Genomic DNA, 19,850 nt, shown 5'->3' with positions numbered 1-19,850 from the left:
ACGACCGCAACTGGTCGGCCAGCGACCGGTGTCCGCTCGGGCCTGCTCCCACGAGGGCAACGCTACCGACGCGGTCAGGGCCCCGGGTCGCATGACCCACGTCGAGCTCCACCACGGGGCCGCCACGGACGTCGGTCTCGTCCGCCAGGCCAACGAGGATGCCTACCTCGCGACCCCTCCCGTCTTCGTCGTCGCCGACGGCATGGGCGGCCACGACCGCGGCGACATCGCGAGCGCGTTCGTCGTCGAGGAGTTCGCCCGCCTCGCCGAGGGCCGCTACGACCTCGAGCGCGGGACCGCCGTCGTCGACGCGACCCTCCAGGCGGTCCAGGACCGCCTGCTCGCCTACGACGCCGAGCAGCGCGCGGCCGGCGCCGGCGACACCTTCGCCGCCGGGACGACGGCCGTGATCGCCCTCCTCGTCGAGTCCCCGGACGGCCCGCGCTGGCTGCTGGCCAATGTTGGCGACTCGCGCATCTACCGCTTCTCCGAGGGCGAGCTGGAGCAGGTCAGCGTCGACCACAGTGTCGTCCAGGAGCTCGTCGACGCCGGCCGCCTCACCCCGGCCGCCGCCGCCGTCCACCCGAGCCGCAACGTGGTCACCCGCGCCCTCGGGGGCGCGGCCATGCCGAGCAGCGTCAGCGGCGCCGCCGACTACTTCCTGCTCCCGCTCTCCGCCGTCGAGCGCCTCGTCCTGTGCTCCGACGGCGTCAGCGGGATGATCGACGACCCCAGCATCGCCGAGATCCTCGCCCGTCACGACGACCCCCGCGACGCCGCCGACGCCCTCGTCGCCGCGGCCGTGGCCGCCGGCGGACACGACAACGCGACTGCCGTCGTGGTCGATGTGGTGGGATTGGCGCACGAAGATCCGTACGACTCGGCCGCCCAGCGGATGAGTCTGGAGCAGAAGTTGGGAGCACTCCCATGAGCGAGAACGTCAGCGACGCCGAGCCCGCCGCCACGCCCGCCACGACCGGGCCGACCGCAACGCCCGGGACGCCCGGGACGCCGGGGACGCCGGGCGGGACCGGAGCCTGGTCCTACCGCACGGGCTCCTGGCTCGCCGTGTTCGGTCCGCAGGCCGCCATCGTCCTGCCCGCGTCGCAGAAGGACCAGGTCGTCGCCCTCTGGGCGACCGTCGACGGCGGCGCCGGCTTCGACGAGGTCCTCGACGGTCTGCTCGCCTCCGGCCTGAGCCGGATCCCCGGCTTCGTCCTGATCAGCACCCACCCCGACGGCCCCACCCGCTTCCTGCTGCGCGGCACCGGCGTCGTCGCCACCGTCACCTCTGGTGGCACGGGCGGCACGGGCGGCACGGGCAGCGCCGGCGAGACGGTCACCGTCGACGGCGCCGCCAGCCACACCTGGGTCGAGCAGACGGTCGACGACGTCACCGCGCTCACGATCACCCTGCCCGACGAGTCCGGCGACGCGTCCGGCGCCGGCTCCGGGTCGGCCGGGAGCGGTGCGGACTTCGCCATCGACACCGGCCTGGTCCGGGTCGGCCGGATCGACCGGCCCTCGGTCGTCGGGACCAGTGCCACCGAGGCGCCGGAGGCGCCGGCGGTGCCGGAGGTTCCGGACGTGCCGGTCGTGACCCCCGCGGTCGTCGACGTCCCGGACGACGGCCCGCTCACCGAGGTCATGGAGGTCGTCGACGAGCCCCTCGTGGGCGACCCGCTCACCGACCCGCTCCCCGTCGCCGAGTCCGCCGAGGCCGCCGAGCTCGCCGCAGAGCCCGACGCCGAGCCCGCGGCCGAAGCCACGCCCGAGCCCGCACCCGAGCCCGCACCCGAGCCCGAGCCCGCGCCCGAGCCGGCTCCCGACGGCTGGGTCACCCCCTGGGACCAGCCCGCCGCCGTCGACCCCGAGCCGACCCCGTCCGTCCTGCCGCTCGATGCCGGTGCAGGCACCGGCGCCGCGACCGAGGTGGCGCCCCCGGGCTGGATCCCGCCCCCGCCGCCGGGTGTCCCCGTCCCGACCCCCGACGCTGCCCCCGACGCGCCGCCGCTCCCCATCGGCTCCTGGGAGCCGGTCACCGGCGCCTACCCGCCGCCGCCCGCCCCTCCCGCACCTCCCACACCCTCCGCTCCGGCCGCCCCGGCCGCCCCCGGCCTGCCCGGCGTCGAGCACGACGGGCACACGGTGGTGGGCGGTGGCGAGCCGCCGTCCCCGCCGATCCCGGGGATCCCCGGTCAGCCGCAGGTGCCCGCGGTCACCCAGCCGGTGGCCCAGCTGCTCGTCTCCGACGGCCAGACGATCGTGGTCGACCGCGCGGTCCTGATCGGGCGCGCGCCGGAGGCGCGGAGGTTCACCTCGACCGAGCAGCCGACGCTGGTCACGGTGCCGAGCCGGCTGCACGAGATCTCGTCCACGCACGTCGAGGTGCGGCCCGGCACCGGCGCCGACCTCGGGACCGCCGTGGTCACCGACATGGGCTCCACCAACGGCACCGTCCTGGTCCAGCCGGGGCTCGGGCCGGAGGACCTCAAGCCGGGAATCGCGGTCCAGCTCATCCCGGGCGCGATCATCAACCTCGGCGACGGCGTCACCATCCAGGTGACCCGACCCTGACCACCGCCTGACCCCCCACACACACGAAAACACCCGCCCACCTCGCTGCTCGGAGCACCCCGCATGTCGTCCCTCGCGCCACCCCCGTCCCTCGGCTCCCCCCTGGGCGCCCTCGGGGCGTCCGGGGCGGTCGCGGACCACCGGCCTGCCGAGATGGACCGCCGGTTCACGGCGTTCCTCGTCGACCGGGTCCTCGGCTGGGGGCTGGGGGCGGCGGCCGCCGCGGGCGTGTGGCTGGTCAGCGACGACGTGCTGATGGCGGTCCTGGCGTTCGCCGGGGTCGTGGTGCTGGTCGGGCTGGTGCTCGCGATCGTCCTCGGGACGACGGGACGGACGCCCGGCAAGGCGCTGGCCGGCCTCCGGGTGGTGCGGCGGAGCACCGGGCGCCCGATCGGCGTCCTCCCGGCGATCGGCCGCGCGCTGGCGCTCGGTGTGGCCGGACTGCCGACCGTCGGTCTCGGCTGGGCCACCCTCGCCTGGACCGCGGCGATGGACCCGGACCGGCAGCGCCGCGCCCTCCACGACCGGATCGGGGACGCGGTGGTGGTCGACGCCCGCCCGCGCCCCGAGCCCCTCGCCGAGGAGGAGGTCGCCCGGCCGCAGCAGGTGGTGAACCTGACGGCGATGCGGCTGCTGCCGTCGCCGGTCCTGGACACGCCGACCCCGACCCCGACACCCACCCCGACACCCACCCCGACGCCCACGCCGACACCCGCCCCGGCCCCGACGCCACCCCCCGCCCCGGCGCCGACCCCGCCCCCGGCACCGGCGCCGGCGCCCGGCGCGCACCGAGCCACCCCCGCCCAGCCCGCACAGCCTGCCGCCCCCCTCGCCCCGGCCGCCGAGCAGACCCGGGTCCGCCCCCCGACCGGCAGCAGCGCCGGCGCCGGCGCCGGCGCCGCGCCCGCCGTCCCGCCCCCGGCGCTCCGCTGGCGGGTCGAGTTCGACACGGGCGAGGCGTTCGAGGTCGAGGGCCTCGCGCTGGTGGGACGGCGTCCGGAGGCGCGTCCGGGCGAGCCGGTCCGGCACGTGGTGCCGCTGCGGTCGAGCGACATGTCGCTGTCCAAGACCCACGCGCAATTCCAGGTGGCGCCCGACGGCGCGCTGGTGGTGATGGACCGCGGCTCGACCAACGGCTCCTACGTGGTCCGCCAGGGGATGTCCCGGTCGCTGACCCCGGGCCGGCCGAGCACGCTGCTGGCCGGCGACGTGGTCCGGTTCGGCGACCGCAGCATGCGGGTCGAGCAGGCCTAGGAGCCGGAGTCCCGGCTCTCCCACTCGCGCCGCAGCAGTCCGTAGACGGCGGTGTCGCTCCACCCGCCGCCGCGCTCGGCGTAGTCCTCGCGGGTGTGCGCCTCGAGCGTCATCCCGAGCCGCTCGCACAGCCGGGACGACGCCAGGTTGCGCGGGTCGAGCTGCGCCATGAGGCGGTGCAGCGGGTAGTGGGTGAAGGCGAGGTCAATGAGCGCGGTGGCCGCCTCGGTGGCGAACCCGCGCCCCGCGTACGACGGCGCGAACACCCAGCCCAGCTCGGCGATCGAGGGCGACGAGTCGGGGGAGTGGGCGGCGGCGAGGCGGAGCATGAGGTCGCCGACGAGGGTCCCGTCGTGCTCGACGGCGAGGGCGAGGATCTCGCCGGTCGTGGACGGCGCGGTGCCGGCGACGAGGCGGTCCATGCGGGTGGTGAGGCCGTCGTCGTCCAGTGCGGGGAAGGGCAGGTACCGGGTGACCTCGGGGTCGGCGCAGTAGGCGCCGATGGCGGCGCGGTCGTCGGGGCGCACGGTGCGCAGCACCAGGCGCTCGGTGCGCAGAGGCAGGGCGGGGGCCGGCAGGACCGGCGGCATCAATTGGGTTGCCACGATCGTGAGAATAGGTGGCGACACGGCATGTCCTACGATGTGCCGTTCCCGACGACGACACGAGAGGTGGGCCGAGAGCCGTGCCTACTGGCAAGGTGAAGTGGTACGACGCGGAGAAGGGCTTCGGCTTCCTCTCGCAGCCCGACGGGGCCGACGTCTACGTGCGTGCCGACGCGCTCCCCGAGGGCGTCACCACCCTCAAGGCGGGGACCCGCGTCGAGTTCGGCATCGCCCAGGGTCGCCGTGGCGACCAGGCCCTGCAGGTCCGCCTCGTCGACGCCCCGGCGTCGGTCTCGCGCAACCAGAAGGAGGCGCGGCGCAAGAAGCCGGAGGAGATGGTCCCGATCGTCGAGGACCTGATCCGGCTGCTCGACGGCGTGGGGGAGGCCTACCGGCACGGTCGCCACCCCGACCGCCGGACGGCGCAGCCGGTGGCGATGCTCCTGCGCGCCCTCGCCGACGAGCTCGAGGGCTGAGCCTCCGCGACGTGCGCGGGCTCAGCCGCCGGCCGTGACCGGCTGGTCGGTGTCCTTCTTCCGGCGCGCCGGCGCGGTGCGCAGCACGAAGACGGCCCAGGCCGTCAGCAGGACGGCAGCGAAGCCGAGGCCGACGCCGTTGATCGCCGGGTAGGACAAGATCACGCCGAGGAAGCCGCCGATCACCCACGCCAGCTGGAGCGTGGTGTCGCCCTTGGCGAAGGCGCTGGCGTGCGCCCGCACCGGGACGCCGGCCTGGATCGTCGAGTCGAGGGAGACCTTGGCGAGGTACTGCATGAGGCCCACGGTCAGGCCGAGCACGAGCAGCGGCAGCAGGCTGTAGAACACCGTCGCGAGCACCAGCGCCGCGATGTCGGCGATCAGCGCGACGACCACCATCACGGCGGGGTTGATCTTGCGGGCGAGCGACGCGACCACGATCCCCAGCGTGTTGCCGAGGCCGGCGGCGCCGATCACGAGGCCGACCAGCAGGGTCGACTTCGTCTTCGTCTCCCACCCGTCGAGCGGCTCGGTGGCCAGCAGGAAGGTCATGAACATGGTCAGGAAGCCGGACAGCAGGCGGGGCCCGCAGTTGGCCCGCAGCGCGAAGGCGACCTTGGGCGGGAGCCCGCTGCTGCGGCGGGTGCCGTCCGTGCGCGGCGCGTCGACGGACTCCTCGCCACTGGTCGCGTCGATCTGCTTGGGCAGCAGGATCGCGGCGATCGTGCCGAGGGTGAAGACGAGGAATGCGTAGCGGCAGGCCCACTCCGGGCCGATCCAGAACGCCAGGCCCGCCAGCGGCCCGGACACGCACGCGCCGACCACGCCGGCGAGCGCCACCCGGCCGTTGGCCTTGACCAGGGTGATCTCGGGCGGCACCAGACGGGGTACGGCGGCGGCCTTGGCCACGCCGTACGCCTTGGAGGAGACGAGGACGCCGAGTGCCGCGACGTAGAACCAGGGCGAGCCGCTGCCCAGGGTCCCGGCCAGCACCCAGCACAGGAAGGCGCGCAGCGCGAAGGTCGCGCCGATCGCCCACCGGCGGCCGTGGCTGAACCGGTCGAGGAAGGGGCCGATCAGCGGCGCGACGATGGCGAACGGGACCATCGTGAGGCCGAGGAACAGCAGGACCGGGCCGCGCTCGCCGCTCGTCGCGCCAGCGAAGAAGACGGTGCCGGCCAGCGCGATCGCGAACGCCGAGTCTCCCGCCGCGTTGGCGGCGTGCAGCTCGATCAGCCGGTTGAGGCCCGACCGGTCGGCGCCCTGGGCGCCGGCGGCCTTCCGCGCCGTCCGCACGGTGGCCTTGCTCGCGCGCCCGGTCACCCGGGCGAAGCCCTTCATCCCGCGCGCGGTCGCCTTGGCGGCCCGCACAGACCCGGCCTCGGCCGTCGGCTCGGAGGCGGGATCGGGGCCCGGCAGTGGACCGGATGGCGCCTCCGGACGGCGCGGGTCGGGTCCGTTGCTGCTCACCCCTCCTATCTTGCCTGGTGGCCCCGACAGGTGCCGCGCGCCGCCCCGACGTGACGACCGTCGCCCCGATGGGGGATGCTGTCCGCGTGTCCACCCTCGAGCGCAAGCTGACCGACGCCGTCATCGCCGACGCCATCGACACGGCGCGCACGGCACTGCTCGCCGAGGTCGACGCCTCCGACGTGGGCGAGCACCTCGGTCACCAGACCGACGGGCTGCGCGTCGTCACCCACCTGTTCGACTGCAGCCGGAAGGGCTACCGCGGCTGGCAGTGGGCGGTCACCCTGACCCGCGCCTCGCGGCAGAAGAAGGTCACCGTCGTCGAGGTCGTGCTGCTGCCCGGCCCGGAGGCGATCGTCGCCCCCGCCTGGGTGCCCTACCGCGAGCGGCTCCAGCCCGGCGACATGTCGCCCGGCGACCTGCTCCCCGTCGCCGACGACGACCCGCGGCTCGTGCCGACGTACTCCTTCGGCGACGACCCGCTCGACACCGACGACAAGGCCCAGATCCGCACGGTCGCCAAGGACCTCGGCCTCGGCCGGGTCCGGGTGCTCTCGCCCGAGGGCCGCGACGCCGCCGCCGAGCGCTGGTACGACGGCGAGCCCGGCCCCGACGCCCCGATCGCCAAGGCCGCGCCGCACCACTGCCACTCCTGCGGCTTCCTGGTCCGGCTCTCCGGGCCGCTCTCCGAGCTGTTCGGCGTCTGTGCCAACGGCGACGCCAACGACGACGGCCGCGTGGTCGCCCACGACCACGGCTGCGGCGGGCACTCCGAGGTCCGGCTGACCAAGCGCCAGCAGCCGCAGCCGCCGGCCCCGCCGGTCATCGACACCGTCTCGCTCGACGACCTCGAAGCGTTCTGACCTGGAGGGCGCGAGCGCGTCGCTCGCGCCGCGCTGCCGCGCACGCCGTCGGCGTGAGCCGGGCCCGGGGCGACCTGGCGGCCAGCCGGCCGGCGCCCGGAACGGCGCCTCCCTCCGCTTCGGTCGCTCGTGCCTCGCTCCCTCGGGCTCCGGGCCGGCTTCGTCCCGTGCGGCCGGCGCCCGGGTCGGGCTCAGCCCCGCCCGAGCACCCAGACGGCGTACCTGTCGTCGACCGGGCGCAGGTCGTACCCGCCGAACCGCTGCTCGACCCGCAGCCCGGCGGCGGCGACGTCGGCCGCGAACTCGTCGGGCGGGTAGCGGCGGGCGGTGGCGGGGCCGTCCTGGAGGTGGAAGCCGGCGAGGATCCGGCCGCCGGGCGCGAGCAGCGACCCGAGCCGGGACAGGACGGCGACCTCGGTGTCCTCGGCGACGAACGTCAGGACGTTGCCCACGCACACGACCAGGTCGTACTCGGTCGCGACGCCGGCATCGGCGAGGGCGGCGGGGGTGAGGGCCAGGATCTCGAGGGGGACGACGGGCAGGTCGGGGAAGGTGCGGCGTGACTGCGCGACGAGGTCGGGGTCGGGCTCGGCCGCGGTGACCTGGTGGCCGCAGGCCTGGAGGTAGGCGCCGATCCGGCCCATGCCGGAGCCGGCGTCGAGGATCCGGGCGCCGCGGGCGGCCATCGCGTCGGCGAGGCGGCCCTCGCCGACGACGTCCTCGCCCTGCGCGATGAGGTCGGCGAAGCGCTCGCCGTAGCCGGTGTTGCGGGGCCCGCCGAGCGCCCAGCGGGTCGGGGGGAGGGTGTCAGTCATCGTCGGAGTCGCGCTCGGCGCGGACCTGGCGGCGGCGCTTGCAGTACTCGGTGCCGAGCACGCCGAGGCCGACGCCGGTCAGGCACATCCACAGCAGCCAGGTGTGGCCGTCGTCCTGGAGCCGGCCGTAGAACGGCAGCAGCCCGACGAAGGCGACGAGGAAGAGCAGGGTCCCGACCTGGACGGTCCGCACGCCGTCGACGTCGAGGGGCTCGACGGGCGCGATCAGGTAGGTGCGCTTGCCGAACTCGTGCTGGGTCGGCTGGTCGTCGCGGAGCTCCACACCGCGATCGTACGACGGTCGCCCGGCCCCCGCGAGCGGCTGCCGGGAAGCCGCCGGGAATAGTTACCGCAGGTAACGACTTATGCTAACGATATGCCGACTGTTGAGAAGCGCGTGCGCAGCAACGCGGGGCTGGCGACCGAGCTCCGCTTCGCGGTGATGCGCCTGCGGCGCCGGCTGTTCCGCGAGCGCCACCCCGACAACGACCTGAGCGTCTCGTCGATGGCGGTGCTCTACGCGCTCAACCGGCAGGGCGACCTCACCGTCGGGGCGCTGGCGGGCCGCGAGCAGGTGCAGCCGCCGAGCATGACCCGGACGGTCACCGCGCTCGCCGACGCCGAGCTCGTCGAGCGTCGCCCGCACCCGAGCGACGGCCGGCAGGTCGTCGTCCGGATCACCGACGAGGGACGCGCCGTCGTCGCCGCCGACGTGACCCGCCGCGACCGCTGGCTCTCCAAGCGGCTCGCCGACCTGACCCCGGAGGAGCGCGACGTCCTGCGCCGCGCCGCCCCCATCCTGCAACGACTCGCCGAAGCCGACTGACCCGAAGGAGTCCCCACGAGCCCCCGATTCCGCTCCCTGACCCACCCGAACTACCGCCTGTACTTCGCCGGCAGCCTGATCTCCAACATCGGGACCTGGATGCAGCGCGTCGCCCAGGACTGGCTGGTCCTCACCATCCCCGGCAACGGCGGTGCCGCGCTCGGCATCACCACCGGGCTGCAGTTCCTCCCGGTCCTCCTCCTCTCGCCGTACGCCGGCGTGGTCGCGGACCGCTTCTCCAAGCGCCGGCTGCTCCAGGTCACCCAGGCCGTGATGGCGCTCTCCGCGCTCCTGCTCGGCGTGATCGCCGCGACGGGCAGCGCGCAGACCTGGCACGTCTACGTGATCGCGTTCGTGTTCGGCATCGGCGCCGCCTTCGACGCGCCCGCCCGCCAGGCGTTCGTGTCCGAGATGGTCGGCACCGACGACGTCGCCAACGCGGTCAGCCTCAACTCCGCGGCGTTCAACTCCGCGCGCCTGATCGGCCCCGGCCTCGCCGGCCTGCTCATCGGCGTCGGCGGCGGTGGGATGCGCGCGACCGGCTGGGTGATCCTGGCCAACGCGGTGTCCTACCTGGCCGTGATCTACCAGCTGCGCCGGATGGACCCGGCCGAGCTGCACTCGCCCAAGGCGGCCGCGAGGACGCCGGGCATGCTCCGCGAGGGCGTCGCCTACCTGCGCGGCCAGCCCAAGATGCTGATGATCCTGGTGCTCGTCTTCTTCGTCGGCACCTTCGGCATGAACTTCCAGATCACCTCCGCCCTGATGGCGACCGAGGTCTTCGGGAAGGGCGCCGAGGAGTACGGCATCCTCGGCTCGTTCCTGGCGATCGGCTCGCTGACCGGCGCCCTGGTCGCCGCGGGGCGCGCCAAGGTCCGGCTGCGGCTGCTGCTGGGGGCGGCGATCGCGTTCGGCGTCCTCGAGATCGCGGCGGGGCTCGTGCCGTCGTACCTGACCTTCGTGCTGCTGTGCCCGCTGCTGGGCTTCTCGGTGATCACGGTGCTCAACTCCTGCAACGCCCTGCTCCAGATCGAGTCCGCACCCGCGCTGCGCGGCCGGGTGATGGCGATCTACATGACCATCGTCATGGGCGGCACCCCGCTCGGTGCCCCGGTCATCGGCTGGGTCGGCGAGCAGTACGGCGCCCGCTGGACGCTCATCCTCGGCGGCGCCCTCGTCCTGGTCGGCGTCGGGCTGGCGGTGCTGGTGCACCGGTCCCGCAGCGCGACCACCCTGCGGACCACGGAGCCCCGGCCTGCCATGCTTCCGTCGTGAGCTCGGCCGAATCCTCCAGCGTCAGCACCCACCCGATCGCCCGCTACTTCAAGATCGGCGAGCGTGGCTCGACCGTCGGGCGCGAGATCCGCGGCGGTGTGGTCACGTTCTTCACGATGGCCTACATCGTGGTGCTCAACCCGCTGATCCTCGGCTACGCGACCGACGTCGACGGCAAGTACCTCGGCGGCGGCAGCGCGCCGAACCTGCCGGCGATCGCCGCGGGCACCGCGCTGGTCGCGGGCGTCATCACGATCCTCATGGGGGTGGTGGCGAACTACCCGCTGGCGCTGGCCACCGGGCTCGGGCTCAACGCGTTCCTCGCGCTCGCGGTGGCCGGGCAGATGACCTGGGCCGACGCGATGGGCCTCGTGGTGATCGAGGGCGTGCTCATCCTGGTCCTCGTCCTCACCGGCTTCCGGACGGCGGTCTTCCGCGCCGTCCCCGCGCAGCTCAAGGTCGCGATCTCGGTCGGCATCGGCCTGTTCATCGCGCTCATCGGCTTCGTCGACGCGGGTGTGGTCGGCCGGATGCCCGACGCCGCGCAGACCACCGTCCCCGTCCAGCTCGGCGTCTCCGGTCACCTCGACGGCTGGCCGGTGCTCGTGTTCGTCGTCGGCCTGCTGCTCATGCTCGCGCTGTGGGTGCGCCAGGTGCGCGGCGCGATCCTCATCTCGATCATCGTGATGACGGTCGCCTCGGTCGTCCTCGAGTCGATCGCCGACCTCGGCCGCCGCTCCGAGCAGGCCGGCGGCTGGTCGCTGACCGTCCCGGCGTGGCCCCACGACCTGTTCCAGGCGCCCGACTTCGGGACCCTGGGCCAGTTCAACCTGCTCGGCTCGTGGGACAAGGTCGGCGTCGTCACCGTCCTGCTCCTCGTCTTCTCGCTGATGCTGGCCGACTTCTTCGACACCATGGGCACGATGACCGCCATCGGCTCCGAGGCGGGCCTGCTCCAGGAGGACGGCACCCCGCCGAACACCGAGCGGATCCTCGTCATCGACTCCGTCGCCGCGATCGCCGGTGGCGCCGCGGGCGTCTCGTCCAACACGTCGTACATCGAGTCCGCGTCGGGCGTGGGGGAGGGGGCCCGGACCGGGCTGGCCTCGGTGGTCACCGGCCTGCTGTTCCTGGTGACGATCTTCCTCTCGCCGTTCGTGGCGATGATCCCGTCCGAGGCGGCCGTCCCGGCGCTGGTGCTGGTCGGCTTCCTGATGATGCAGCAGATCACCGGCATCTCCTGGAACGACGTCGAGATCGCCGTCCCGGCCTTCCTGACCATCGTGCTGATGCCGTTCACGTACTCGATCTCGGTCGGCATCGGCGCCGGCTTCGTGTCGTACGTCTTCCTCAAGATCGTGCGCGGCAAGGCCCGCGAGCTGCACCCGCTGCTGTGGGTCGTGGCCGGCCTGTTCGTCGTCTACTTCGCCATCGAGCCGATCACCCGGCTGCTGACGTGACCCACCCCGGCCGCGAGCGTGCGGTCGGCATTTTGACCCGCCTCTGACCGGCCGGTAATCTCGAATCCCGTGTCTGGGGTGACCCGGCACGTCGAGCATGCCCTACGAGGTTCACCGGTTCCCGGCAGCCCCTCGCGAGGATCGCACCGGCACTATCGCAGCAAGCAGGATCCCGAGCCCGGCAAGGCGCCGAGCCGTGAGAACAAACCGAAAGGGAACCACCAGGTGCCCACCATCAATCAGTTGGTCCGCAAGGGCCGCCAGGACAAGGTGTCGAAGACCAAGACGCCTGCCCTGAAGGGTTCGCCCCAGCGTCGCGGTGTGTGCACCCGCGTCTACACCACCACCCCCAAGAAGCCGAACTCCGCCCTGCGCAAGGTCGCCCGTGTGCGCCTGTCCAGCGGCGTCGAGGTCACCGCCTACATCCCGGGTGAGGGTCACAACCTCCAGGAGCACTCGATCGTGCTCGTCCGCGGCGGTCGTGTGAAGGACCTCCCCGGTGTTCGCTACAAGGTCATCCGCGGCGCTCTGGACACCCAGGCCGTGAAGAACCGTAAGCAGGCTCGCAGCCGCTACGGCGCCAAGAAGGAGAAGAGCTGACATGCCGCGCAAGGGCCCCGCGCCGAAGCGGCCGATCGACGTCGACCCGGTCTACGGGTCGCAGCTGGTGAGCCAGCTCGTGTCGAAGGTGCTGCAGGACGGCAAGAAGCAGGTCGCGCAGCGCATCGTCTACGGCGCGCTCGAAGGCACCCGCGAGAAGACCGGCACCGACCCGGTCATCACCCTCAAGCGCGCGCTGGACAACGTCCGCCCCGCGATCGAGGTCAAGTCCCGCCGCGTCGGTGGCGCGACCTACCAGGTCCCGATCGAGGTCAAGGGCACGCGTGGCACCACGCTCGCGCTGCGCTGGCTCGTCGGCTACGCCGCCGACCGTCGTGAGAAGACGATGGCCGAGCGCCTGCAGAACGAGATCCTCGACGCCGCCAACGGCCTTGGTGCCGCGGTGAAGAAGCGCGAGGACACGCACAAGATGGCCGAGTCCAACAAGGCCTTCGCTCACTACCGCTGGTGACTTCGTCGGAGCGGGCCCGCCACGGCGGCGCCCGCTCCGGCACACCGGTTCCAACCCGAACCTAAGGAACGCTGACTCACGTGGCAGTCGACATCACGACGGACCTGAACGTCGTCCGCAACATCGGCATCATGGCGCACATCGACGCCGGCAAGACCACCACCACCGAGCGCATCCTGTTCTACACCGGCATCACGTACAAGATCGGTGAGGTCCACGACGGCGGCGCCACGATGGACTGGATGGAGCAGGAGCAGGAGCGCGGCATCACCATCACGTCGGCCGCGACGACCTGTTGGTGGAAGAAGCACCAGATCAACATCATCGACACCCCCGGCCACGTGGACTTCACGGCCGAGGTCGAGCGCTCGCTGCGCGTCCTCGACGGCGCTGTCGCGGTGTTCGACGGTGTCGCGGGCGTCGAGCCCCAGACGATGACGGTGTGGCGCCAGGCCAACAAGTACTCCGTGCCCCGGATGTGCTTCGTCAACAAGCTGGACCGCACCGGTGCCGACTTCTTCCGCTGCGTCGACATGATCGTCGAGCGCCTCAACTCCACCCCGCTCGTCCTCCAGCTCCCGATCGGTGCCGAGTCCGACTTCATCGGCGTCGTCGACCTGGTCGAGATGAACGCCAAGGTCTGGCGCGGCGAGACGACCATGGGTGAGGACTACGTCGTCGAGGAGATCCCCGCGGACCTGGCCGACAAGGCCGCCGAGTACCGCGAGAAGCTCGTCGAGACCCTCGCCGAGGCCGACGACGACATCATGGAGGTCTACCTCGAGGACGGCGACACGTTCGATGTGCCGACCCTCAAGACCGCCATCCGTCGCGCGACCCTCGCCGACAAGATCAACCCGGTCCTGTGCGGCACCGCGTTCAAGAACAAGGGCGTCCAGCCCCTGCTCGACGCGGTCGTCGACTACCTCCCCTCGCCGCTCGACATCGACGCGATCGTCGGTCACGACCCGCGCGACGAGGAGAAGGCGATCAGCCGGAAGCCCTCCGACGACGAGCCGTTCTCCGGCCTCGCCTACAAGATCGCCTCCGACCCGCACCTCGGCAAGCTGATCTACGTCCGGGTCTACTCGGGCAAGCTCGAGGCCGGCTCGACCGTGGTCAACTCGGTCAACGGCCGCAAGGAGCGGATCGGCAAGGTCTACCAGATGCACGCCAACAAGCGCGAGGAGATCGCGTCGGTCGGTGCTGGTCAGATCGTCGCCGTCATGGGTCTCAAGGACACCAAGACCGGCCACACGCTGAGCGACCCGAACAACCAGGTCGTCCTCGAGTCGATGACGTTCCCGGCCCCGGTGATCGAGGTCGCCATCGAGCCGAAGACCAAGAGCGACCAGGAGAAGCTCGGCACCGCCATCCAGCGGCTCTCCGAGGAGGACCCGACCTTCGTCGTCAAGACCGACGAGGAGACCGGCCAGACCATCATCGCCGGCATGGGCGAGCTCCACCTCGAGATCCTCGTCGACCGGATGAAGCGCGAGTTCAAGGTCGAGGCGACCGTCGGCAAGCCGCAGGTCGCCTACCGCGAGACCATCCGCGGCGAGGTCAACAACCACTCCTACACCCACAAGAAGCAGACGGGTGGCTCGGGTCAGTTCGCGAAGGTCGTCATCTCCCTCGCGCCGAACACCGACCCCGAGACCGGTCTGGGTGCGGGCTACGAGTTCGTCAACAACGTGTCCGGTGGTCGGGTGCCGAAGGAGTACATCCCCTCGGTCGACCAGGGTGGCCAGGAGGCCATGGAGTTCGGTGTCCTGGCGGGCTACCCGATGGTGGACGTGAAGTTCACCCTCGAGGACGGCGCCTACCACGACGTCGACTCGTCCGAGCTCGCGTTCAAGATCGCCGGCATCCAGTCGTTCAAGGAGGCGGCCCGCAAGGCGCGGCCGTGCCTCCTCGAGCCGATGTTCGCCGTCGAGGTCACCACCCCCGAGAGCTTCCTCGGTACGGTCATCGGTGACATCAACAGCCGTCGCGGCCAGATCCGCGCGCAGGAGGAGCGTCACGGCGACATCGTCGTGTCGTCCCTCGTGCCGCTGTCCGAGATGTTCGGGTACGTTGGCGACCTGAGGTCCAAGACCTCCGGCCAGGCGTCGTACTCGATGGAGTTCGACTCGTACGCCGAGGTTCCCACGAACATCGCCGACGAGATCATCAAGAAGGCGCGCGGCGAGTAATCGTCGCAGACCCTCGGCGCACCACCCCTTTGTACGAGTCAAGTAACAACACATCCAGGAGGAGCCCCAGTGGCTAAGGCGAAGTTCGAGCGGACCAAGCCGCACGTCAACATCGGCACGATCGGTCACATCGACCACGGCAAGACCACGCTGACCGCGGCGATCTCGAAGGTCCTGCACGACGCGTACCCCGAGCTCAACGAGGCCTCGCCGTTCGACCAGATCGACAAGGCTCCCGAGGAGCGCCAGCGCGGCATCACGATCTCGATCGCGCACATCGAGTACCAGACCGAGGCGCGCCACTACGCGCACGTCGACTGCCCCGGTCACGCGGACTACATCAAGAACATGATCACCGGTGCCGCGCAGATGGACGGCGCGATCCTCGTGGTCGCCGCGACCGACGGTCCGATGCCGCAGACCCGTGAGCACGTGCTGCTCGCCCGCCAGGTCGGCGTCCCCGCCCTGGTCGTCGCGCTCAACAAGTGCGACATGGTCGACGACGACGAGCTCATCGAGCTCGTCGAGATGGAGGTGCGCGAGCTCCTCTCCGAGTACGAGTACCCGGGCGACGACGTTCCGGTCGTGCGCGTTGCTGCCTTCCCGGCGCTGAACGGCGACGAGAAGTGGGGCAAGTCGGTCCTCGAGCTCATGTCGGCCGTGGACGAGTACATCCCGCAGCCCGAGCGTGAGGTCGACAAGCCGTTCCTCATGCCCGTCGAGGACGTCTTCACGATCACCGGTCGTGGCACCGTCATCACCGGTCGTATCGAGCGCGGCATCGTCAAGGTGAACGAGGAGGTCGAGATCATCGGCATCCGCGACACCTCGCAGAAGACCACCGTCACCGGTGTCGAGATGTTCCGCAAGCTGCTCGACGAGGGCCAGGCCGGTGAGAACGTCGGTCTGCTCCTCCGCGGCACCAAGCGCGAGGACGTCGAGCGCGGCATGGTCGTGGTGAAGCCGGGGACCACCACCCCGCACACCAACTTCGAGGCGAGCGTCTACATCCTCTCGAAGGAGGAGGGCGGCCGCCACACGCCGTTCTTCAACAACTACCGTCCGCAGTTCTACTTCCGGACCACCGACGTGACCGGCGTCGTGACCCTCCCCGAGGGCACCGAGATGGTCATGCCGGGCGACAACACGGACATGACGGTCGAGCTGATCCAGCCGATCGCCATGGACGAGGGCCTGAAGTTCGCGATCCGTGAGGGTGGCCGCACCGTCGGCGCCGGCCGGGTCACGAAGATCACCAAGTGATCTGACCTGCTTCGGGGGGAGCCCCTGCCGCTTCGGCGGCAGGGGCTCCTCTGCTTTTGCGGCGCGGGCGCCGAATGGGAGAATTGGCCGGTGAGCCAGCCGCCCGGACCGAACCCCTACGACCCCCAGCCGTACCAGCCGTACGGCGGCCACGGGCTGCCGCCGGCGCCGCCGCCGGACCACCCGCAGGCGACGACGGTGCTGATCCTGGGCATCCTCGGCGTCTCGCTGTGCCAGGTGCTGGCGCCGTTCGCGTGGGTGATGGGCGGGCGGGTCCGCAAGGAGATCGAGGCGTCCCGGGGGACCGTCGGCGGCTCCCAGATGGTCACCATCGGCTGGGTGCTCGGCATCGTCGGCAGCTGCCTGCTGCTGCTCGGGCTGGCGTTCGTGGTGCTCTACGTGATCTTCATCGTGATCCTGATCGGGAGCTCGGCATGAGTGGTGGGGTGACGCCCGCGCGACCGCACCACAAGCTCACCGACGACGGCCGGCGGCTGCGCGAGGTGCTGACCTACGCGCGCCGCGGCAGCCGGTTCTCGCCCAAGCAGCAGGCCGCCTGGGACGCGCACGCCGAGCGGTGGGTCATCCCCGACGAGGCCGTCGACCGTCCGGGCTTCTCGTTCGCCGCGTGCTTCGAGCGCGAGGCGCCGCTGGTCGTCGAGATCGGGGGCGGCGTCGGCGAGGCGACGGCGGCGCTGGCCGCCGCGCGTCCCGAGGTCAACGTGCTGGCGCTGGAGGTCTGGCAGCCGGGTGTCGCCGAGAGCCTGGGCCGGGTGGCCGCGGCCGGCGCGACCAACGTGCGCTTCTGCGGCGTCGACGCGGTCTGGACCCTGGAGCACCTGCTCGGGCCGGGCGCGATCAGCGAGCTGTGGACGTTCTTCCCCGACCCGTGGCACAAGACCCGGCACCACAAGCGCCGGCTGGTCAACGCCGAGAACGCGGCCCTGGTCGCCTCCCGGCTCGCGCCGGGCGCGGTGTGGCGGCTGGCCACCGACTGGGCCGACTACGCCGAGCAGATGGTCGAGGTGCTCGACGCCGAGCCGCTGCTCGAGGGCGGGGTGGTCGAGCGCTGGGCCGACCGGCCGGTGACGAAGTTCGAGCGCAAGGGGCTCGCCAAGGACCGGGTCATCACCGACCTGGCCTACCGTCGCGTCACCTGACATTAACGTTCGCGGACCGGCGTGGCGCCCGGTTTGGTTGGACGCCGGGCGTACCTTCCGAAGCAGTGGCAGGTGGGGAAGCCGGCCACATCGGGAGGCCCGACGTGACACATCACGGAAGCGCAGCCCGGTCCGTCCACAAGGAATAGGGCCGGGGCGGCCCTGAGGGGCGCGTGCGGTCCGGTGAGGTGAGTCGTGGGAACCGTTCACGATGGGGCACAGACCAGCACGCAGCGCCGTACCTACGTCCTCGACACCAGCGTCCTGCTGGCCGACCCGGCCGCCCTGCGCCGGTTCGCGGAGCACGAGGTCGTCCTGCCGGTGGTCGTGATCACCGAGCTCGAGGGCAAGCGGCACCACCCCGAGCTCGGGTACTTCGCACGCAGCGCGCTGCGCTCGCTCGACGAGATGCGCGTGAGCCACGGCCGGCTCGACACCCCCGTCCCGGTGGGGGACGAGGGGGGCAGCGTCCGGGTCGAGCTCAACCACACCGACGCCTCGTCGCTGCCGTCGGGCTTCCGGCTCGGCGACAACGACACCCGGATCCTCGCGGTGGCCCGCAACCTCGCCGACGAGGGGCACGACGTCACGCTGGTCTCCAAGGACCTGCCGATGCGGATCAAGGCCTCGGCGGTCGGCCTCGCGGCCGAGGAGTACCGCGGCGAGACGATCAGCGACTCCGACACCGGCTACAGCGGGATGGCCGAGCTCGAGGTCACCGCGACCGACCTCGACGAGCTGTACGACGACGGGACGCTCGACCACGCCGAGGCGCGCGAGCTGCCCTGCCACACCGGCCTGGTCCTGCTCTCCGAGCGGGGGACGGCGCTGGGCCGGGTCGGCCCCGACAAGCAGGTGCACCTCGTGCGCGGCGACCGCGAGGCGTTCGGCATCCACGGCCGCAGCGCCGAGCAGCGGGTGGCCCTCGACCTGCTCCTCGACCCCGAGGTGGGCATCGTCTCCCTTGGTGGCCGGGCCGGCACCGGCAAGTCCGCGCTGGCCCTCTGCGCGGGCCTCGAGGCGGTGATGGAGCGCCAGCAGCACAAGAAGGTCGTCGTCTTCCGCCCGCTGTTCGCCGTCGGCGGCCAGGAGCTCGGCTACCTGCCGGGCTCGGAGTCGGAGAAGATGTCGCCCTGGGGCCAGGCCGTCTTCGACACCCTCGGCGCGCTCACCTCGCGCGACGTGGTCGACGAGATCCTCGACCGCGGCATGCTCGAGGTGCTCCCGCTGACCCACATCCGCGGGCGCTCGCTGCACGACTCGTTCGTCATCGTCGACGAGGCGCAGTCGCTCGAGCGCAACGTGCTCCTCACCGTGCTCTCCCGGATCGGCGCCAACTCGAAGGTCGTGCTCACCCACGACGTCGCCCAGCGCGACAACCTGCGGGTCGGCCGGCACGACGGCATCGTCGCCGTGGTCGAGAAGCTCAAGGGGCACCCGCTCTTCGCCCACGTGACGCTGACCCGGTCCGAGCGCTCGCCCATCGCCGCGCTGGTGACCGAGATGCTGGAGAACGTCGTCCTCTGATCGGTCGGGGTGGCGGGTGGGACGCCTGTGACTCGTGTGCCCCAGGGGGCAGACGGGTTCGCGGGAACCGGCGGTTCTTCCGCGGTTCGGTTTGCGTCCCTCCGCCACCTCAGGCATCGTGGGCGCTTGGCCACCGGCGGTGATGACATCGAGTCGGGCCCGATCGGGCGGTGGCCGAGCCCCCTGACGTCGAGCCCGGATACGAGCACTTGTCGAATCACGCCAAGCCCGCGCCCAAGCACCGCGGAGCGCCGAAGCACGCCCATCTGGCCCGTGCGCCGCGCAAGGCCGCGCGCAATGCCGTCGTCTTCTCCTCCGTCGCGGTCGCCGTGACGGGCGTCTCGATCGCCGCCGGCCTGGCCGGCCAGCAGGTCGCCCCACCGGCCGCCGCCAGCGCCGACCTCGACGCCCTCGCCGGCGCCGCCGGCTCCGGTTCCGGCACCGCCGACAGCAGCGCCTCGGCCACCGCCTCCGCGCCGGCCGCCCCGCGCCGCGAGGCGGTCCTGTCGCGCAGCGACCGCCGTCCCGAGTCGGTGCCGGCAAAGGCCCTCGACCTCAGCGAGGCGCGGACGGCGGCCATGACCGACGAGCGCAAGCTGTCCGACTCCGACCCCCGCGACATCGCCCGCGCCCTGCTGGGCGAGTTCGGCTTCTCCTCCGACCAGTTCGGCTGCCTCGACTCGCTGTGGACCCGCGAGTCCAACTGGCGCGTCAACGCCGACAACCCGTCGTCCAGCGCCTACGGCATCCCGCAGGCGCTGCCCGGCTCCAAGATGTCGAGCGAGGGCTCCGACTGGGCGACCAACCCGGCGACGCAGATCCGCTGGGGGCTCGGGTACATCAAGAACCGCTACGGCAGCCCCTGCAGCGCGTGGGGGCACAGCGAGTCCGTCGGCTGGTACTGAGCTGGATGGCGCGAGCGCGTCGCTCCTTCGTCGCGCCGCGCTGCCGCGCTCGCGGTCGAGGTTCTGCCCGGTCCTTGATTCTTGGCGGCCAGACGCCGGCGTCGGCG

Annotated in this window: 20 protein-coding genes; 16 read left to right on the top strand and 4 right to left on the bottom strand. The window is 72.2% G+C overall.

The window, feature by feature from the left end; all coding sequences use genetic code 11:
- The first annotated feature begins 91 nt into the window (after positions 1 to 91).
- The 3 genes from BM223_RS22885 (at position 92) to BM223_RS22875 (ending at position 3,831) form a co-directional block, all read left to right on the top strand.
- A complete protein-coding gene (locus BM223_RS22885; protein ID WP_038677258.1) occupies positions 92 to 931 on the top strand; it encodes a PP2C family protein-serine/threonine phosphatase in 840 nt (279 codons plus the stop codon).
- Complete coding sequence (locus BM223_RS29570; RefSeq protein ID WP_038677259.1) at positions 928 to 2,577, top strand: FHA domain-containing protein; 1,650 nt, start codon at positions 928 to 930, stop codon at positions 2,575 to 2,577. The genes BM223_RS22885 and BM223_RS29570 overlap by 4 nt, the downstream gene beginning before the upstream one ends.
- 63 nt (positions 2,578 to 2,640) lie before the next feature.
- Positions 2,641 to 3,831, top strand: a complete 1,191-nt coding sequence (locus tag BM223_RS22875; protein WP_038677260.1) for an RDD family protein — start codon at positions 2,641 to 2,643, stop codon at positions 3,829 to 3,831.
- Here BM223_RS22875 and BM223_RS22870 read toward each other — a convergent pair.
- The gene (locus BM223_RS22870; protein ID WP_200887075.1) at positions 3,828 to 4,436 is read right to left on the bottom strand and encodes a GNAT family N-acetyltransferase; all 609 of its coding nucleotides are present in this window, start codon (positions 4,434 to 4,436) and stop codon (positions 3,828 to 3,830) included. The genes BM223_RS22875 and BM223_RS22870 overlap by 4 nt on opposite strands.
- An 80-nt stretch (positions 4,437 to 4,516) precedes the next feature.
- Here BM223_RS22870 and BM223_RS22865 point away from each other — a divergent pair, with 80 nt between their 5' ends.
- On the top strand, positions 4,517 to 4,912 hold the full coding sequence (locus BM223_RS22865) for a cold-shock protein (RefSeq protein ID WP_038677262.1): 396 nt from the start codon (positions 4,517 to 4,519) through the stop codon (positions 4,910 to 4,912).
- A 21-nt stretch (positions 4,913 to 4,933) separates the two neighbouring features.
- On the opposite strand, the gene BM223_RS22860 is transcribed toward BM223_RS22865, so the two are convergent.
- Positions 4,934 to 6,382, bottom strand: coding sequence for an MFS transporter (locus BM223_RS22860; protein WP_235319166.1), 1,449 nt, complete (start codon positions 6,380 to 6,382; stop codon positions 4,934 to 4,936).
- A 68-nt stretch (positions 6,383 to 6,450) separates the two neighbouring features.
- Between BM223_RS22860 and BM223_RS22855 the strand changes: the two genes are divergently transcribed.
- Positions 6,451 to 7,245 (top strand): DUF3027 domain-containing protein, encoded by a 795-nt coding sequence (locus tag BM223_RS22855; protein ID WP_075018740.1) that lies wholly within the window; start codon positions 6,451 to 6,453, stop codon positions 7,243 to 7,245.
- A gap of 191 nt (positions 7,246 to 7,436) precedes the next feature.
- Here BM223_RS22855 and BM223_RS22850 read toward each other — a convergent pair whose 3' ends face one another.
- On the bottom strand, positions 7,437 to 8,060 hold the full coding sequence (locus BM223_RS22850) for a class I SAM-dependent methyltransferase (RefSeq protein ID WP_052138302.1): 624 nt from the start codon (positions 8,058 to 8,060) through the stop codon (positions 7,437 to 7,439).
- The gene (locus BM223_RS22845) at positions 8,053 to 8,343 is read right to left on the bottom strand and encodes a DUF2530 domain-containing protein (RefSeq protein ID WP_235319167.1); all 291 of its coding nucleotides are present in this window, start codon (positions 8,341 to 8,343) and stop codon (positions 8,053 to 8,055) included. Before BM223_RS22845 ends, BM223_RS22850 begins: the two co-directional genes overlap by 8 nt.
- 93 nt (positions 8,344 to 8,436) lie before the next feature.
- Between BM223_RS22845 and BM223_RS30130 the strand changes: the two genes are divergently transcribed.
- The 11 genes from BM223_RS30130 (at position 8,437) to BM223_RS22790 (ending at position 19,743) form a co-directional block, all read left to right on the top strand.
- On the top strand, positions 8,437 to 8,886 hold the full coding sequence (locus tag BM223_RS30130; protein ID WP_038677264.1) for a MarR family transcriptional regulator: 450 nt from the start codon (positions 8,437 to 8,439) through the stop codon (positions 8,884 to 8,886).
- 36 nt (positions 8,887 to 8,922) lie between these two features.
- Positions 8,923 to 10,161 (top strand): MFS transporter, encoded by a 1,239-nt coding sequence (locus BM223_RS22835; RefSeq protein WP_038677265.1) that lies wholly within the window; start codon positions 8,923 to 8,925, stop codon positions 10,159 to 10,161.
- On the top strand, positions 10,158 to 11,621 hold the full coding sequence (locus BM223_RS22830) for an NCS2 family permease (RefSeq protein ID WP_038677266.1): 1,464 nt from the start codon (positions 10,158 to 10,160) through the stop codon (positions 11,619 to 11,621). The genes BM223_RS22835 and BM223_RS22830 overlap by 4 nt, the downstream gene beginning before the upstream one ends.
- 225 nt (positions 11,622 to 11,846) lie before the next feature.
- On the top strand, positions 11,847 to 12,221 hold the full coding sequence (gene rpsL, locus BM223_RS22825; RefSeq protein ID WP_038677267.1) for a 30S ribosomal protein S12: 375 nt from the start codon (positions 11,847 to 11,849) through the stop codon (positions 12,219 to 12,221).
- Between the two features lies 1 nt (position 12,222).
- Positions 12,223 to 12,693 carry a 30S ribosomal protein S7 gene (gene rpsG / locus BM223_RS22820; protein WP_038677268.1) on the top strand — a complete coding sequence of 157 codons (471 nt, stop codon included), beginning with the start codon at positions 12,223 to 12,225 and terminating at the stop codon, positions 12,691 to 12,693.
- 80 nt (positions 12,694 to 12,773) lie between these two features.
- Positions 12,774 to 14,888, top strand: a complete 2,115-nt coding sequence (fusA, locus tag BM223_RS22815; RefSeq protein WP_038677269.1) for an elongation factor G — start codon at positions 12,774 to 12,776, stop codon at positions 14,886 to 14,888.
- A 69-nt stretch (positions 14,889 to 14,957) separates the two neighbouring features.
- Positions 14,958 to 16,151: an elongation factor Tu gene (tuf, locus tag BM223_RS22810; RefSeq protein ID WP_038677270.1), complete on the top strand. Its 1,194-nt coding sequence runs from the start codon at positions 14,958 to 14,960 to the stop codon at positions 16,149 to 16,151.
- Between the two features lie 90 nt (positions 16,152 to 16,241).
- Positions 16,242 to 16,589: a hypothetical protein gene (locus BM223_RS22805; protein ID WP_038677271.1), complete on the top strand. Its 348-nt coding sequence runs from the start codon at positions 16,242 to 16,244 to the stop codon at positions 16,587 to 16,589.
- Between the two features lie 8 nt (positions 16,590 to 16,597).
- Positions 16,598 to 17,311 carry a tRNA (guanosine(46)-N7)-methyltransferase TrmB gene (gene trmB / locus BM223_RS22800; RefSeq protein WP_235319169.1) on the top strand — a complete coding sequence of 238 codons (714 nt, stop codon included), beginning with the start codon at positions 16,598 to 16,600 and terminating at the stop codon, positions 17,309 to 17,311.
- 195 nt (positions 17,312 to 17,506) lie between these two features.
- Positions 17,507 to 18,838, top strand: coding sequence for an RNA 5'-3' helicase PhoH2 (gene phoH2, locus BM223_RS22795; protein WP_038677274.1), 1,332 nt, complete (start codon positions 17,507 to 17,509; stop codon positions 18,836 to 18,838).
- Positions 18,839 to 19,047: 209 nt separating this feature from the next.
- Positions 19,048 to 19,743 (top strand): aggregation-promoting factor C-terminal-like domain-containing protein, encoded by a 696-nt coding sequence (locus tag BM223_RS22790; RefSeq protein ID WP_038683658.1) that lies wholly within the window; start codon positions 19,048 to 19,050, stop codon positions 19,741 to 19,743.
- The last annotated feature ends 107 nt before the right edge of the window (positions 19,744 to 19,850 follow it).

Origin of the sequence: Pimelobacter simplex (assembly GCF_900114845.1) — a bacterium.
Taxonomy (GTDB): domain Bacteria; phylum Actinomycetota; class Actinomycetes; order Propionibacteriales; family Nocardioidaceae; genus Nocardioides; species Nocardioides simplex.
This window is presented reverse-complemented; position numbering and strand designations above follow the sequence as displayed.